Genomic DNA, 16300 nt, shown 5'->3' with positions numbered 1-16300 from the left:
TTCAAGTCTTGGGAGGAAATCAGGTCTTGCGGTTTTTCTTGTCGAAGCGCCGCGCCAGGCCGTCGCCGGCGCTCTGGACGAGCTGCACCAGCACGATCAGCACGATGACGACGACCAGCATCACGTCGGGCATGAAGCGCTGGTAGCCGTAGCGAATGCCGAGGTCGCCGAGCCCGCCACCGCCGACGGCGCCGACCATCGCCGAATAGCCGATGAGACTGACGGCGGTCATCGTCAGTGCCAAGGTCAGCGCCGGCCGCGCCTCCGCCAGCAGCACCTTGAAGACGATCTGCATCGGGGTCGCGCCCATGGCGCGCGCCGCCTCGATCAGACCCTTGTCGATCTCGCGGATCGCCGCCTCCACCAGACGCGCGACGAAGGGGATCGTCGCAATGGTCAAGGGCACGATCGCCGCCTTGGTACCGATCGAAGTGCCTGTGAGAAGCCGAGTGAAGGGAATGATGGCGACGACCAGGATGATGAACGGCGTCGAGCGCGTGGCGTTGACGATCAGCCCGACGATGCGGTTCAGCGTCGGCGCCGGGAAGAGTTCGCCCTTGCCGCTGGTCGCGAGAAAGATGCCGATCGGCAGGCCGATCAGCGAGCCGATCAGGCCGGCGACGGCGACCATGTAGATGGTGTCGACGGTGGCGCCGCCAATGCGCAGGAGAATATCAGGCGACATAACCGAGCACCTCCGTGACCAGACCGTTTTCGGCAAAGAAGCGTTCGGCGCGCCCGGACGTCTCGGCATCCGCGCCATAGGCGACGACCAGCGAGCCATAGGGCGCGCCGCCGATTTCGTCGATCGTTCCGGCGATGATGTTGACCTCGGCGCCGACAGACTTGATCAGCTGTGAGATCAGCGGCCTTTCGGCCGCCGCACCAAAGAAGGTGAGCCGCACGACGGCACGGTCTCCAGGTGCGGGCTGGGCTTTGAGCGCCCGGGCCACCGCGTCCGGAAGCTTGGAGCCCGGCAGGCCCGAAAGCAGCGCCCGCGTCGTCTCGTGCTTCGGATGGGTGAAGACGTCGAAGGTATGACCGCGCTCGACGATGCGGCCGTGGTCGATGACGGCGACGTCCGAGGTCACCGCCTTCACCACTTCCATCTCATGGGTGATGAGCAGCACGGTCAGGCCAAGCTCGGCGTTGATGCGCTTCAACAATTCGAGGATCGACTGTGTCGTCTCCGGGTCGAGGGCGGAGGTCGCCTCGTCGGAAAGTAGCAGCTTCGGCTCCGTCGCAAGCGCGCGGGCGATGCCGATGCGCTGCTTCTGCCCGCCGGAAAGTTCGGCCGGGTAACGCCCGTGTTTGTCGGCAAGGCCGACGAGATCGAGCAGCGGCCGGACGCGCTGTTCAATGGCGCGTTTGTCCATGCCTGATATCTCGAGCGGCAGCGCGATATTGCCGAACACGGTGCGCGAGGAGAGCAGGTTGAAGTGCTGGAAAATCATGCCGACGTTGCGGCGAAGCGTGCGCAGCGCCGCCTCGTCGAGCCCGCCGACATCGACGCCGTCGACCAGCACCTTGCCGCTGCTCGGCTTCTCCAACCCGTTGACCAGCCGGATCAGCGTCGATTTGCCGGCGCCGGAACGACCGATAATGCCGGTGATTGAACCGCGATCGACCGTCAGCGAGACGTTGTCGAGCGCGGTGAAGGCGCCGCTTTGGCCGGAGGCGGGGAAATGCTTGGAAACGCCGTCGAAGACGACGGCTGCGTCAGCCGGTGACGTGGCTTTCAAGGCGGAAACGCTCATCGTTCGGAGATCCCCGAAAGAGGCGCAGTCGGAATGTGCGGATACATTAGGTGCTCTCGGATGTTCAAAACTCGTGATCCCGGCAAAGTCGGGATGGAAGGCGCGTCCGGTCAGGCCGACATTCGACAACGCATTCGGAACAGGGAGCACTTCTCTAGCATCAAGAAACCAGTCAGTTCAACTTTGGCGCCGCATGGCCCGCATGCGACATAATCTACCGCTCTTATGGAGAACTGCCGCTGGATTTCACAGACATGATTTTCCGCAATAGGAATGAGATCGGCAAAACCATGCTCTTTTGCTGCACTGGGTGCCGCATCCCGCAGATCGCCATCTTGGAAATCCTTGTTTGAACGGACTGCACCCGACCGCATTTCATGCTAACGGGCAGGAACAGGGTTACGAGGTAAGAAATGCGCATCGTCTTGACCGGAAGCTCGGGCCGCATCGGCCGGGCGATCTATAACGCGCTCGCCGCAGACCATGATGTCATCGGCATCGACCGCACGCCTTTCGGCACGACCGCGATAGTTGGCGATCTCGTCGACGGCGAATTGCTGGAGCGGGCCATGGAGGGGGCGGATGCCGTGATCCATACGGCAGCACTGCATGCGCCGCATGTGGACATGCTCGCCGACCAGGAATTCGAACGCGTCAATGTGATGGGCACGCATCTGGTGATCGCTGCCGCCCAGGCGACGGGTGTCGGCCGTATCGTCTTTACCAGCACGACGGCTCTTTACGGCCACGCGGTCACCGCCGGAGGCTGCGCCTGGATCACCGAGGAGACACCGCCAAAGCCGCACACCATTTATCACCACACCAAGCTTGCGGCCGAAGCCCTACTTGAAAATGCCGCCGACCGTGCCCTGCATGTGCGGGTATTGCGCATGTCGCGCTGTTTCCCGGAGGCGGCCGACCGCGTCGCGAGCTATCGCTTGCACCGTGGCATCGATGTGCGCGACGTTGCGGCGGCGCATGCGGCGGCACTCGACAACGGCGGCCCTTTCTTCCAGCGTTACATCATCTCTGGCGAAACGCCGCTGCTTCCGACCGATTGCCGCCGTCTGGCAGAGGACGCCGCAAGCCTGTTGCGCGAACGCGCGCCAAAACTGTCGCAGGCTTTTGCGGATCGCGGCTGGCCGCTGCCCGCCACGATCGACCGGGTCTACGACCCGAGCGCCGCAATCGAGAAGCTCGATTGGAAGCCGCGCTACGGTTTCAAGGAAGTGCTGGCCCAGCTCGACCGGCAGAGCCTCGAGGTCCTGCCGGTCCGGTGGTGATCTTGGGGTAACGCAAATCCGGGAGAACCGTTTCGCGTTCGTCCCGGAGTTATGCTTGATGCGGGTCGGCTGAAACCACGCGCCCAATTGTCAGGCGTGGTTGCCCTTCGGGAACTCTTCGGCGAGCGCCTGGTACCAGTGACCGCTCTTCTTGATGGTGCGCACCTGGGTATCGTAGTCGACATGGACGATGCCGAAACGCATCTTGTAGCCTTCGGCCCATTCGAAATTGTCCATCAGGCTCCAGGCGAAGTAGCCGCGCATCGGGTAACCCTCGGCAATCAGGTCGGCCGTGACAGACAGATGGTCGGCGATGTAGTCGAGTCGCGGCTGGTCGTCGACGATGCCGTTTTCGACACCCATGTTGTAGCAGGCGCCGCTCTCGGTGATGTAGCAGTCGGGCAGCTGGTAGGTCGCGTTGAGCGTCCTGACCAGGCTACCGAGCGCCGGTGCGTAGACCTCCCAGCCGATATCCGTCTTGGTCTCGCTCACCGCCTTGGCGTTGATCGTCGCCGGGTACTCCGCACTCTTCGCCGGGTCGGCGCTGACCCGCATCGGCGTGTAGTAGTTGAGCCCCCACCAGTCGAGCGGCCGGGAGATCGTCTCCATGTCGCCGTCTTCGATCGTGGGCATGCGGTGGCCGAGCGCGCTCATGAAGCTCTCGGGGTATTCGCCTCTAAAGATGGGGCCGAAGAAGACACCATTGTGGAAGTCGAAGGCCCGTTCGGCCGCTGCCATGTCGGCCTTGCGGTCGCTGCCGGGATACACGGAGTGCGCATTGATGACGATGCCGGCAGGCAGGTTCGGCCGCTCCGAGCGGATGGCATCGACGCCGAGCCCGTGCGCCAGATTGGTGAAGTGCAGCGCGTGAAGGGCTGCATCCATGTTGCGCTCGCCCGGCGCATGGATGCCGTAGAGATGGCTCAGCCACACCGAACACCACGGCTCGTTGAAGGTCGCAACCGCGTCGAGACGATCGCCGAGACGGGCGATCACCGTCTTGGCGTAACGCTGGAAGGCGTAGGCCGTCGTGCGCGCCGTCCAGCCTCCCTCGCCCATCAGCGCCAGCGGCAGATCCCAATGGTAGAGCGTGGCGAATGCCCTAATGTTGCGGGCCTTAAGCCCGTCGACGAGACGGTCGTAGAAATCGAGCCCCTTTTCGTTGATCGGGCCGGTGCCTTCCGGAATGATGCGCGGCCAGGCGATCGAGAAGCGGTAAGCCTCGACGCCGAGGCTCTTGATCAGGTCCAGATCCTCGTCCAGCCGGTTGTAGTGGTCGCAGGCGACATCGCCATTGTGCCGCCCGAAGACACGGCCCGGCATGTTGGAAAACGCGTCCCAGATCGACGGCTTCCGCCCATCGGCCTTGGTGGCACCTTCGATCTGGAAGGAGGCGGTCGCCACCCCGAATACGAAGTCGCCCGGGAAGCGCTGGGCCAGGATCTTGGGATCGGTCATCTCTCTGCCTCGTCTTGTTCCGGCCCCGCCGGAAACGGGACCATGTTGCTTTCTTTTGTTTCGCGGCCGACCTAAAGCCGTGTTGGCAAATGTCAACTCGCGAAAAAGGGCGGGAATGCCCCGCCCTTTCGCCGGTTCTTGTGCTCCGCTACACCTTTACCCACGCACCATTTCGTTTGGATGACTGGACGCAAGCGTCGACGAAGACCATGCCCTTCATGCCGTCATCGATGGTCGGGTAGGTGACGGCGGCATCGACCTTCTCGCCCTTGCGCTTGGCGAAGATGGCGCGCGCCGCTTCCGTGTAGATATTGGCAAAGCCTTCGAGGTAACCTTCCGGATGACCGGACGGAATCCGGCTGACGCGGTTTGCCGCAGCACCCGCCCCGGCACCCGCCCGGGTGAGCAGTCGCTTCGGCTCGCCGAACGGCGTGTGCCAGAGATAGTTCGGGTCCTTCTGCGTCCATTCGAGCCCGCCCTTGGTGCCGTAGACGCGCACCATCAGGCCGTTCTCGTGGCCGGGCGCGACCTGGCTGCACCAGAGCAGCCCCTTGGCCCGCTCACCGTCCTTCGCCTTGAAGCGCATCATCACATGCGCATTGTCGTCGAGCTGACGACCAGGAACGAAGCTGTCGAGATCGGCCGAAAGCTCCTCCAGTTCGAGACCGGAGACGAAGGCGCCGAGATTATAGGCGTGCGTGCCGATATCGCCGGTCGAGCCGCCGGCGCCCGAGCGCGCCGGATCGGTGCGCCAGGCCGCCTGCTTCTGGCCGGACTGCTCGATATTTTCGGTCAGCCAGTCCTGCGGATATTCCATCTGCACCAGCCGCACCGCGCCGATCTCGCCATTGGCGACCATCTCGCGCGCCTGGCGGACCATCGGATAGCCGGTGTAGTTGTGCGTCAGCACGAACAAGGCATCGCTGTCCTCGGCCGCCTTCTTCAGCTTCTTGGCGTCGGCAAGCGTCGAGGTCAGCGGCTTGTCGCAGATCACGTGGATGCCGCGCTTCAGAAACTCCTTGGCAGCGGCGTAGTGAACGTGGTTCGGCGTGACGATCGCCACCGCCTCGATGCCGTCCTTCAGCTTGGCTTCGCGGATCGCCATCTGCTTGAAGTCGGAATAGACGCGCGACGGGTCGAGCCCGAGCTCGCGGCCCGAGCTTTCCGCCTTTTCCGGCGTCGACGACAAGGCGCCTGCCACCAGTTCAAAGTGATCGTCGAGCCGTGCCGCCATGCGATGCACCGCGCCGATAAAGGCGCCGGAGCCGCCACCCACCATGCCGAGCCGGATGCGGCGCTCGCGCTTCTCGCTCGTTCCTTCGATTGCCATTTGGATTCTCCCCTGTTTCCGTTCGTGTGTTGTGTTGTTTGTCGCGGCTTTCGCCCCCCGTCCGCGCGGTGAGGGAAGCGCCCCTCATCCGCCTGCCGGCACCTTCTCCCCGCAGGCGGGGAGAAGGGACTGGATGCGCCCGCCAGGCCCCAAGCAACTCTCTCTGAGAGCGCTGCAGGCTCAACCGCGGCCACAGTCCGCGTCCCCTCTCCCTGCAAGCGGGGAGAGGGTTAGGGTGAGGGGCAAACGCTACCTCAGATCCCCAGCATGCGCCGGTTGGCGGCCTCGTCCGTGCCCGCTCCGGCGAAATCGTCGAAGGCTTTTTCGGTGACGCGGATGATGTGGTGCTTGACGAAGTCGGCACCCTCGCGCGCACCATCCTCGGGATGCTTCAGCGCGCATTCCCATTCGACCACGGCCCAGCCGGAGAAATCATTGGCCGCCATCCTGGAAAACACCGCGCCGAAATCCACCTGGCCGTCGCCGAGCGAGCGGAACCGTCCGGCCCGGTTGACCCAGCCCTGATAGCCGCCATAGACGCCCTGGCGTCCGGTCGNCGCCCAGCCGGAGAAATCATTGGCCGCCATCCTGGAAAACACCGCGCCGAAATCCACCTGGCCGTCGCCGAGCGAGCGGAACCGTCCGGCCCGGTTGACCCAGCCCTGATAGCCGCCATAGACGCCCTGGCGTCCGGTCGGATTGAACTCCGCATCCTTGACGTGGAACATCCGGATGCGGTCCTTGTAGATGTCGATGTTGTCGAGATAATCGAGGCACTGCAGCACATAGTGCGAGGGGTCATAGAGCATGCAGGCGCGGGCGTGGTTGCCGGTGCGCTCCAGAAACATCTCGTAGGTGATGCCGTCGTGCAGGTCCTCGCCCGGATGGATCTCATAGCAGATGTCGACGCCGTTTTCCTCGGCATGGTCGAGGATCGGTTTCCAGCGCTTCGCCAGTTCGTCAAACGCGGTTTCGACGAGGCCGGCCGGGCGCTGCGGCCAAGGATACACGAAGGGCCAGGCGAGCGCACCGGAAAAGCTCGCCATCGCATTCAGCCCGAGGTTCTTCGAGGCGGTCAGCGCCAGCTTCACCTGTTCCACCGCCCAGGCCTGCCGCGCTTTCGCATTGCCGCGCACCTCGGGTGCGGCAAAGCCGTCGAAGGCCTCGTCATAGGCCGGGTGCACGGCGACGAGCTGGCCCTGCAGATGGGTCGAAAGCTCGGTCACCTCGACACCGTTGTCGCGGGCCGTGCCGGCGAATTCGTCGCAATAGGTCTTCGAGGTCGCTGCCTTCTGAAGATCGATCAGCCGCGCGTCCCAGCTCGGGACCTGCACGCCTTTGTAGCCGCAATCGGCCGCCCATTTGGTGATCGCGTCCCAGGAATTGAACGGTGCCGCATCGCCGGCAAATTGCGCAAGAAAGAGCCCTGGCCCCTTGATGGTCTTCATCCCGATTTTCCTCCCGATGAAACGGCCATTGATGATGTCGGCCTGTCCGGTCAGTCGGCGACAAGGAGGTACAATGGCACCTTGTTTTCGCCACAACTGGCGGACCTGAAACGTTGCAGGCGCCAAAGCTAGCAGATTTTCAACCGGGGGCAACTGGCGAGGGCACAGATTCCCGAGAGATTTGTAATCGATTTCATATTGCAGCCCACCTGCGTCGCCGACACCCGCAGTCGCCGCAAACCGGCGGCCCGGAGAGACCGGGCCGCCGCGTGCGCAAACTCGCGAGAGTGCTTAGACGTAGCGGTTGACGACGTTTTCGAGCAGTTCCTGCTTGCCGGACTTCGGCTGCGGGTTGAGATCCGATTTCAGCACCCAGGCCTCGATCTCCTCCAGCGAGAAGCCGCCGTCGAGCATCTTCTTGGCTTCCGGCACCTGCCAGCCGGCATAGCGCTGATTAAGCGGTGCCGAGAGCGCCTTGTCCTCGATCATCTTTGCTGCCGCCTTCAGACCACGGGCGCAGCAATCCATGCCGCCGATGTGACCGATCAGCAGGTCCTCGGGATCGATCGACTGCCGGCGCAGCTTAGCATCGAAATTGGTACCGCCGGTCACGAACCCGCCGCCGGCGAGAACCTGGTAATAGGCAAGCGCCATTTCCGGCACATTGTTCGGGAACTGATCGGTGTCCCAGCCGGACTGGTAGTCGTTGCGGTTCATGTCGATCGAACCGAAGATGCCAAGCGCATTGGCAAGCGCCAGCTCGTGCTCGAAGGAGTGGCCGGCGAGGATCGCGTGGCCCTGTTCGATATTGACCTTGACCTCGTTTTCCAGACCGTAGTTCTTCAGGAAGCCGTAGACGGTCGCGACGTCGTAGTCGTACTGGTGCTTTGTTGGCTCCTGCGGCTTCGGCTCGATCAGGATCGCGCCCTTGAAGCCGATCTTGTGCTTGTACTCGACGACGAGATTGACGAAGCGGCCGAGCTGGTCGAGTTCGCGCTTCATGTCGGTGTTGAGCAGCGTCTCGTAGCCTTCGCGCCCGCCCCACAGCACATAGTTCTGGCCGCCGAGGCGCTTGGTTGCGTCGAGGCAGGTCTTCACCGTTGCCGCGCCAAAGGCAAAGACATCCGGGTCCGGATTTGTCGCGGCACCCGACATGTAGCGCCGGTTGGAGAAAAGGTTGGCGGTGCCCCAGAGCAGATTGACGCCGGTCTCGGCCTGCTTCTTCTCGAAGTGATCGACGATATCGTTGAGGTTCTTCGTGTTCTCCGCAAAGCTCCTGCCTTCCGGGCGCACGTCGGCGTCATGGAAGCAGTAGAAGGGCACGCCGAGCAGGTCGAAGAATTCGAAGGCGACGTCGGCCTTCAGCTTCGCCGCGTCCATGGTGTCCTTGAACCAGGGGCGCTCGAAGGTCTGGCCGCCGAAGGGATCGCCGCCCGGCCAGACGAAGGTGTGCCAGTAGGCGACGGCAAAGCGCAGGTGATCTTCCATGCGCTTGCCGAGAACAACCTCGTCCTTGTTGTAATGACGGAAGGCAAGCGGGTTGGCGCTATCAGGGCCTTCATACTTGATCTTGGCGATATCGCCGAAAAATCCTGTGCTCATGGGTTTGGCTCCTCTCAAGGATGATGCGAATGGGATGGATTTCGGCCGGCGTCGCCCGTTCGATAGGCGCGGCCATTACGTGGAAGGTAATTGGTTTCATTCCCTCGTCCGGCGATAGCTGGGGCATCGAAACGCCAAACGAAAGGAACACTTCGATGCACGACTTCAACGCCATCGCCGAAGCCTACATTGCCGCCTGGAACACAACCGACGCCGCCGCCCGCTCTGCGCTGATCGAGAAGGCGTTCACCGCCGATGTCGCCTACCGCGACCCGATCATGCAAGGCGACGGCCACGCCGGCATCGATGCGCTGATCGCCGGCGTCCACGGCCAGTTCCCCGGCTTCCGCTTCACGCTGAAGGGGGCTGCGGACGGTTATGCCGACACGATCCGCTTTTCCTGGGCGCTCGGCCCGGAGGGCGTTGCCTCGGTTATCGAAGGCACGGATGTCTGCCAGATCGAGAACGGCCGCCTGAAGACGATCACCGGCTTTCTCGACAAGGTCCCCGCCCGCTGAGCGGCCGGCACCCGAACCGGATCTGCGGTGCAGCGTCGTCACGACGCCGCACCCCTGATCGCCGGATAGAGCTCGCGGTAGCGCTGGTAGCTCGCCTCATAGACTGAGACCAGCGACGCTTCCGGCGCGATGGTTTCGGCAGTGAGCGGCGCATAGCAGGTGGCGACGGGATCTGCACCCGTAGCGGCAATCAGGCCCAGGCGGGCTGCCCCGAAGGCGGCACCGAAATCGCCGTCGGCAGGCAGATCGACCGGCAGGTCGAGTGCCGTGGCGATCGACTTCAGCCAGTAGCGTGAGCGCGAGCCGCCGCCGATCGCGGTTACCCGCGACAGCGTCGTGCCGGCGGCGCGAAGGGCCTCCAGGCTATCGCGAATGGCGAAGGACACGCCTTCCATCACCGCCTGGGCCAGCACCACGCGGCTGCTTTCATGCCCTAGCCCGACGAAGGCGCCGCGGATCGCCGCATCGTTGTGCGGCGTGCGCTCGCCCGAGAGATAGGGAAGGAAGGTGACGCCGGTCGGCGCCTTCAGGTCATCACCAAGCTCGGCGCTCAAATCGACAGCACTGCGCCCGGCGATGCCCGAGTACCAGTTGAGCGCATCGGTCGCCGACAGGATGACGCCCATCTGGTGCCAGGTGTTCGGCAGCGCATGGCAAAAGGCGTGTACGGCGCTTTCCGGATTGGGCAGGTAGCTCGCATTGGCGGCAAAGAGCACCCCCGAGGTGCCGAGCGAGACGAAGGCATGTCCTTCGCCGACCGTGCCCATGCCGCAGGCAGACGCCGCATTGTCACCGGCGCCGCCGGCAACCACGACATTGCCCGAGATACCCCAGCGCCCAGCGAGTTCCGGGCGTAACGTTCCGGCCGGATCGGTCCCTTCGACCAGGCTGGGCATCTGCTTCTCATCCATCGCGGTGGCGGCAAGCAGGCTCTCCGACCACCGCCGCTTGCCGGTATCGAGCCAGGAGGTGCCGGCGGAATCGGACATTTCCGACACATGTTCGCCGGTCAGCCATAGGCGCAGATAATCCTTCGGCAGCAACACCCAGCGCACTTTGGCGAAGATGTCGGGTTCGTTGGCGCGCACCCAGGCGAGCTTCGGCGCCGTAAAGCCAGGAAAGACGATGTTGCCGGTGATCGCCCGGAACTGCGGGTCGGCGTCGAGCGCTGCCGCCTCGCGAAAACTGCGGGTGTCGTTCCAGAGGATGCAGGGCCGAAGCACCCGGTCGTCGGCATCCAGCAGTGTCGCGCCGTGCATCTGGCCGGAGAGGCCAATGCCGCGCACCGCCGCAAGCTCCGCCGGGTGGGTCGCTTTCAGCCCGGCAATCGCCTCCTCGGTCGCCCGCACCCACTCGGCCGGGTCCTGCTCCGACCAGCCGGGATGCGGCCGCGAGACGTCGAGCGCGCCGGAGGCAGAACCGATGATGCGCTGGTCGCCATCGATGAGCATTGCCTTGACGCCCGAGGTGCCGAGATCCAGTCCGAGATACATGCTTGCCTCCATTGAACAATTCCAGACCGGTTTGCCGTCCGGAACCGCGCAGTTCCAAATCGTTACGCCGGCTCGACCGGCAGGTTATCCCTAAGGAAAATCTCGATGCGGATGCGCTCCTGCGCCCCGATCACCGCGAGTCCATCCGCACGAGCCTTGAGCACGCGGATGGCGCTGCGCACCTCATGCCCGGCATCCTGATTGAGGAGCGCGTCCAAGGTGCCGGAGGCGAGTGCCGCACGGCTATGCGGTGTCAGTTCGTGCGCGATGGCGCAAATATCAGCCTGACGACCGGCCTTTTCGAGTGCCGCGATCAGGCCGCGATTGCCGGCGCCGAGACTGTAGATGCCGGCGAGATCCGCATGATCGGCGACAAGTCCCGACACAAGGTTCTCGACTTCGGCGGGATCGTCATGGCCCTCGATGACGGGCAGAAGCCGGCGGCCCGGCGCACTTTCGGCCATCGCCGCGCTGAAACCTTCGAGGCGATCACGATGGTCGCGCACCAGCATCGAGCCGGCGACGATCGCGACCGGTCCTTCGCGACCGCTGAGGAAACGCCCCATCAAGGTGCCCGCGGTCCGGCCGGCGGCGATGTTGTCGACGCCGGCAAAGTGATCACGCGACGATCCCGGCAGATCGGAAACCAGCGTCACCACAGCGATGCCGTCTTCGCGCAGCCGATCGACAGCTGCAACGACCTCGAGCGCATCGATCGCAACCACCGCGACACCGGCAGGGGCGAGTGCCCGCGCCTTTTCCAGTGCCGTGGCAAGAGCCGCTCTGTCGAAGGCCGGGACGGAGAGCACGGTGATCGCGGTGCGCTCGACCGCAGACCGCACTTTCGCCGCCTCCACCTCGACCGCAAGGCCGCGCATGAAGGTGTTGTCGCCCTCGGGCAGGATGAAGATCAGCGGGTAGATACGGCTCTTGGCGAGATTGGCGGCGGCGACGTCGCGCACATAGCCGAGCGTCGTTATGGCGCGCTCGACCTTGTCGCGGGTGACACCACGCACGCCGGGACGATTGTTCAAAACCCGGTCGACGGTGGCGAGACTGACCCCGGCTTTAGCAGCGATATCGTGAACTGTCGGACGCATGTTTTCCTCCGGGTTCTGCCTTTAGAGGAATTTCTGATGTACGTAAATCAGAAATCTTCAAAACGGCGAAAACAGGCGTCCGTGCGCCGGCGGAAGGACGGCACGCGTCACTTTAAACGATTGATTCTGATCGATTTAACGAATGTTGTGACACTTACCAGATATTAGGCGAGCCGCTTGCTGAAAGCGGTAGTAAACGCGACCTCTCCGTGCGCGGAACCGGCCTCGGCCAACACTACGTCCATGAAGCCGTCGGTGACGCGCACAACCGCAAAGCCGCCCATATAGGCAGCCTTCGGCTTAATGAGGTCGAGCCCGCCCTGCCGGTAGATCATTGCGGTTTCGTGCTGGTGTCCGTGGAACAGGCCGATGACGTTGTAGCCCTTGAGCGAGTCGAGCAGCGCCTGGCGCTGATCGACACTCCACCAATGCGGCGCGCCATCGCCTTCATCATCGAAGGTCTTGGCCTTCACATCCCAGACCTCGGTCGAAAACGCGTCCCAGCCATAGTGCTGGAACAGTATGACGGGCCGGCCGTCGCCCGCATAGGCCGCCAGATCCTGCTTCAGCCAGGGCAGCGCATTCACCGCGCCCTTCGTCTCATCGCCGCCGAAGCGCTGCAGCTGCACAAGGTGCAACCCGCCCCAATCCCAGGAGTAGCAGTCCGAAAGCGGGTCGTAGTTGGTCACCGGCACCGGCGGCTTGTAGAAGACCGTCTGGCGATGATTGAGCTCGACATAGTCGCGCAGCTCGCGGCGATACCAGTCGACATGCGGCGGCGGGCCGTCCTGGTCGAGGTCATGATTGCCGAGCCCGACGAAGACGGGCATGTGGACCCGATCGCTGCCCGCCCCTTCCTGATAGCGGCTGGAGAACTGCTGCAGCTGCCGCCCTTCGCGCGGCTGGCGCACCTGCCCGCCGCCGTCGTCGGTGATGTCGCCGCCAAGCACCAGACCGAGTGGCTTGCCGATCTGCCGTCCGGCACTTGCGAGACCGCTCGGCTTGCCCGCGACCGTTTCCGGCCAGCGCACGGCATACACGGCGTTGAGCGCCGCCACATGGCGCAGCAGGTTGGCGTCGGTCTTGCCTTCCGCCGCGCAGTTCGGCGCAAGCCCCTCGATCGAGACGAGGCAGGCATGGATGTCGTTGGAGAATAGGAACGTCGCATCGATGGCCGGAGGGGCAGCGCGACTGCGGGAGGCGGCAAGCCCCAGCCCGAGGCCGGCAATGCCCGTCATGAAAGACCGCCGTGAGATAGCCGCCGAAACCCGTTCCTTCATCCCGCCGCCCTCGCCATCAGTCGACGGGAGTGTGCAGCAAGGCTCGGCTCGCGTAAACCGTGCGGACTTGTCTGAGGATGGAAACGAGGAAAGACGGGCGCTCGCCCGCCTACCTACCTCTCATGGGAAAGTATGATGGGCCGCCTCGACCCATCATCCTCTTGTTCTAGTGACCGCCGCCGCTGGGGCCGGCGCCCTGCGGCTTCTTGATCATCATCACACCGAGGATCAGCGACAGGAACAGCACCGTCAAAAGCACGAAGATATCGCCGAAGGACAGGATGACCGCCTGCTTCTGCGCCATGGCGGCAAGCTGCTTGACGGCGATCGTCGTGCCGTCGAGACCATGGGCGTTGAAGTTGGCGGCCATGTTGTTGAACCGCTCCATCGCCTCCGGATTGCCCCACTGCACATGCTCGGCGAGGCGCGCATAGTGGAAGTCCTGGCGCTGGGTCAGGATCGTGTTGATGACCGCGAGCCCGACTGCACCGCCGAGGTTTCGCGTGAGGTTGAACAGGCCGGACGCGCCGCGCATGCGCGCCGGCGGCATGGTGCCGAGCGCGATGTTGTTGATCGGCACCATGCAGAGCATCAGCCCGACGCCGCGCAGAATCTGCGGGATGAACAGCTCGTAGAAGTCCCAGTCGGCGGTGAGATGGCCCATGATCCAGGTGCCGGCGGCAAAGCTGGTAAAACCAATCGTCATCAGCACACGCGGATCGAGCTTTCCCGAAAGGATGCCGGCGACCGGCGCCGTGAAGAACATCGCAAGGCCCGAGACGAACATGGTCTCGCCGATCATCAGCGAATCGTAGCCGCGGATGCGACCGAGATAGAGCGGATAGAGATAGGTGAGGCCATAGAGCCCGATGCCCATGACGAAGGAGAACATCGAGCCGAAGGCGAAGTTGCGGTTGGCAAAGGCCCTGAGGTCGACGACCGGGAACTCCACCTTGAAGGCCCGATAGAAGAACACGATGGCGGCGATTGCCGAAGCGACTGCGCCCATCACGATGTGCTCGTCATTGAACCAGTCGTTGGTGTTGCCTTCTTCCAGCACGTACTCCAGCGCGCCGAGGAAAATCGCCATCGAGGCCAGGCCCCACCAGTCGAACTTCTTGAACAGGCCGAGCTCCGGCTTGTCGAAATCGATGAAGGTCCAGGTGAGCGTGGCGACGATGATGCCGGGAATGACGTTGACGAGGAACAACCAGTGCCAGGAGAAGGCGTGGCTGAGATAGCCGCCGACGGTCGGGCCGATCGTCGGCGCCAGCGTCGCGATCAGGCCGATGATCGGCGAGACGATGTTGCGCTTGGACGGCGGGAAGATGGTGAAGGCGGCCGCAAAAACCGATGGGATCATGCCGCCGCCGATGAAGCCCTGGATGGCGCGATAGACGATCATCTGGTCGATGTTCGTCGCCGTTGCCGCAAGCGCGCTCGCCGCGGTGAAGCCGGCGGCCGAAACCGAGAACAGCACGCGCGTCGAGACGATGCGCGCCAGCGTTCCCGACAGCGGGATCATGATGACTTCGGCGATGAGATAGGAGGTCTGCACCCAGCCGATCTCGTCCGAGCCGGCCGACAGGCCCGCCTGGATTTCGGCAAGCGAGGCCGAGACGATCTGGATGTCGAGGATGGCCATGAACATGCCGACGACCATGGCGAAGAAGGCGATCAGCCTCTTCGGATCCATATGTTCCTCGACCTTCGGTGCGGCGGCCGCCACCGAACCTGCTGTTGCCGTTGCGGCCATCTCAGCCACTCCTTGCAAGGGCGCGCCCTCAAGGCGCGCCGGCGTTTGGGCCTGATTACTTGGTGGCGGCGACCTTGGTCTGATCCGGCGCCGTGCGCGTGTCGACGTCGACGACGACGCTCAGGCCGGCACGCAGGTGTCCTTCGGCCAGCACGTCGGCCGGGAGCGTGATGCGCACCGGCACGCGCTGGATCACCTTGGTGAAGTTGCCGGTGGCGTTTTCGGCCGGCAGCAACGAGAAGACCGAACCGGAGGCTGGCGAAATCGAGGCAACGGTGCCTTCGATCGCGTGATCCTCATAGGCATCGACATGGACCTTGACCTTGGAGCCCGGCACCAGATGGGCGATCTGGGTCTCCTTGAAATTGGCGTCGATGTAGAGCTGGTCGACCGGAACGAGGGCAGCGAGCCGCTGGCCGGCTGAAACGAGATCGCCAACCTGAACCGCCACGTTGCCGACGATGCCGTCATAGGGCGCCTTCAAGACGGTGAAGCCGAGGTCGCGATTGGCCTTGTCGTGCACAAGCTCGAGCGAGCGGATCTCGCTTTCGGCTTCGGTGCGCTGGGCTTCGAGAACCGTGATGCTCGCATTGGCGGCGGCGATATTGGCATCGGCGCCGGCAAGGTTCGCGCGTGCCTGGTCGAGCGCCACATCGGCGTTGTCAAGCGAAGCGACGGTGCCAACGGCCTTGGACTGGAGGTCGCTTGCGCGCTTCTGCGCAAGCTCGGCGCCGCGCACCGTCGCTTCGAGAGCCTTCTTCTGCGCTTCGGTCTGGGCCAGGCTCGCCTTGGCACCGGCAATCTGCGCATCGAAACGGCTGAGTGCAAGTTTCTGGGTGGCAATCTTTGCCTCGGCCTGCTCGGCAGCGATACGATAATCGCCATCGTCGAGGGTAACGAGAGGATCGCCGGCCTTCACCTTCTGGTTGGCGACGGCATCGACCTTGGCGACGTATCCCGAAACCTTCGGCGAAATCGTCGCGATGTCGCCTTCGATATAGGCGTCATCGGTCGAGACCATGAAGCGGCCATTGGTCCACCAGTCGTAGCCGAACCAGGCGCCGGCGGCGAGAAGCGCCAGACCGAGCACCGGAACGATGGGCTTGCGCGCCTTCTTCGGCGGCTGCGCCGCTTCTGCGGGAGCCTGGACAGCGGCCTGCTCCGCCGCAGGCGCCTTTGCCTCAAGCGCGGTTTCCTGCTGCACTTCAAAATTCTCGTCGACTGGACGGACGCGAGCAGCGCTGGATGTGTTGGATGCGGACATTGGGCACCGGC

At 63.8% G+C, this 16300-nt stretch carries 13 protein-coding genes and 1 pseudogene; 2 read left to right on the top strand and 12 right to left on the bottom strand.

What is annotated here, in order from left to right:
* Positions 1–19: 19 nt before the first annotated feature.
* Both ASE60_RS26345 and ASE60_RS26340 read right to left on the bottom strand, forming a co-directional pair.
* On the bottom strand, positions 20–685 hold the full coding sequence (locus ASE60_RS26345; protein WP_057254555.1) for a methionine ABC transporter permease: 666 nt from the start codon (positions 683–685) through the stop codon (positions 20–22).
* Positions 675–1757: a methionine ABC transporter ATP-binding protein gene (locus tag ASE60_RS26340; protein WP_057254554.1), complete on the bottom strand. Its 1083-nt coding sequence runs from the start codon at positions 1755–1757 to the stop codon at positions 675–677. The genes ASE60_RS26345 and ASE60_RS26340 overlap by 11 nt, the downstream gene beginning before the upstream one ends.
* Before the next feature lie 413 nt (positions 1758–2170).
* On the opposite strand from ASE60_RS26340, the gene ASE60_RS26335 reads away from it, so the two are divergent.
* Positions 2171–3040, top strand: a complete 870-nt coding sequence (locus ASE60_RS26335) for an NAD(P)-dependent oxidoreductase (protein WP_057254553.1) — start codon at positions 2171–2173, stop codon at positions 3038–3040.
* 90 nt (positions 3041–3130) lie between these two features.
* Here ASE60_RS26335 and ASE60_RS26330 read toward each other — a convergent pair whose 3' ends face one another.
* The 5 genes and pseudogenes from ASE60_RS26330 to xylA all read right to left on the bottom strand — a co-directional run bounded on the left by ASE60_RS26330 (position 3131) and on the right by xylA (position 8878).
* Positions 3131–4498, bottom strand: a complete 1368-nt coding sequence (locus tag ASE60_RS26330) for a GH1 family beta-glucosidase (RefSeq protein ID WP_057254552.1) — start codon at positions 4496–4498, stop codon at positions 3131–3133.
* A 148-nt stretch (positions 4499–4646) separates the two neighbouring features.
* A complete protein-coding gene (locus tag ASE60_RS26325; RefSeq protein WP_057254551.1) occupies positions 4647–5828 on the bottom strand; it encodes a Gfo/Idh/MocA family oxidoreductase in 1182 nt (393 codons plus the stop codon).
* Positions 5829–6082: 254 nt separating this feature from the next.
* Positions 6083–6384: pseudogene (locus ASE60_RS34900) on the bottom strand (TIM barrel protein); the annotation flags it as partial.
* A gap of 1 nt (position 6385) precedes the next feature.
* Positions 6386–7276: sugar phosphate isomerase/epimerase (locus tag ASE60_RS26320; RefSeq protein WP_082616153.1), on the bottom strand; the 891-nt coding region annotated here is incomplete at its 3' end.
* Between the two features lie 291 nt (positions 7277–7567).
* Positions 7568–8878, bottom strand: coding sequence for a xylose isomerase (gene xylA / locus ASE60_RS26315; RefSeq protein WP_057254549.1), 1311 nt, complete (start codon positions 8876–8878; stop codon positions 7568–7570).
* A gap of 155 nt (positions 8879–9033) precedes the next feature.
* Between xylA and ASE60_RS26310 the strand changes: the two genes are divergently transcribed.
* Complete coding sequence (locus ASE60_RS26310) at positions 9034–9396, top strand: nuclear transport factor 2 family protein (protein ID WP_057254820.1); 363 nt, start codon at positions 9034–9036, stop codon at positions 9394–9396.
* A 38-nt stretch (positions 9397–9434) separates the two neighbouring features.
* On the opposite strand, the gene xylB is transcribed toward ASE60_RS26310, so the two are convergent.
* From xylB to ASE60_RS26285, 5 genes are all read right to left on the bottom strand, one after another.
* Positions 9435–10889 carry a xylulokinase gene (gene xylB, locus ASE60_RS26305; RefSeq protein WP_057254548.1) on the bottom strand — a complete coding sequence of 485 codons (1455 nt, stop codon included), beginning with the start codon at positions 10887–10889 and terminating at the stop codon, positions 9435–9437.
* 62 nt (positions 10890–10951) lie between these two features.
* Entirely contained in the window at positions 10952–11989 is a 1038-nt protein-coding gene (locus ASE60_RS26300) for a LacI family DNA-binding transcriptional regulator (protein WP_057254547.1), read from the bottom strand.
* A 164-nt stretch (positions 11990–12153) separates the two neighbouring features.
* Positions 12154–13227: a metallophosphoesterase gene (locus ASE60_RS26295; RefSeq protein WP_057254819.1), complete on the bottom strand. Its 1074-nt coding sequence runs from the start codon at positions 13225–13227 to the stop codon at positions 12154–12156.
* 208 nt (positions 13228–13435) lie between these two features.
* Positions 13436–15025 (bottom strand): DHA2 family efflux MFS transporter permease subunit, encoded by a 1590-nt coding sequence (locus tag ASE60_RS26290; protein WP_057254546.1) that lies wholly within the window; start codon positions 15023–15025, stop codon positions 13436–13438.
* 55 nt (positions 15026–15080) lie between these two features.
* Positions 15081–16289, bottom strand: a complete 1209-nt coding sequence (locus ASE60_RS26285) for an HlyD family secretion protein (protein WP_057254545.1) — start codon at positions 16287–16289, stop codon at positions 15081–15083.
* Between the last annotated feature and the right edge of the window lie 11 nt (positions 16290–16300).

The sequence above is a fragment of the Ensifer sp. Root278 genome (assembly GCF_001429285.1).
GTDB lineage: Bacteria > Pseudomonadota > Alphaproteobacteria > Rhizobiales > Rhizobiaceae > Ensifer.
Note: the sequence above shows the minus strand (reverse complement) of the source record. Positions and strands in the feature narration are given on the sequence as shown.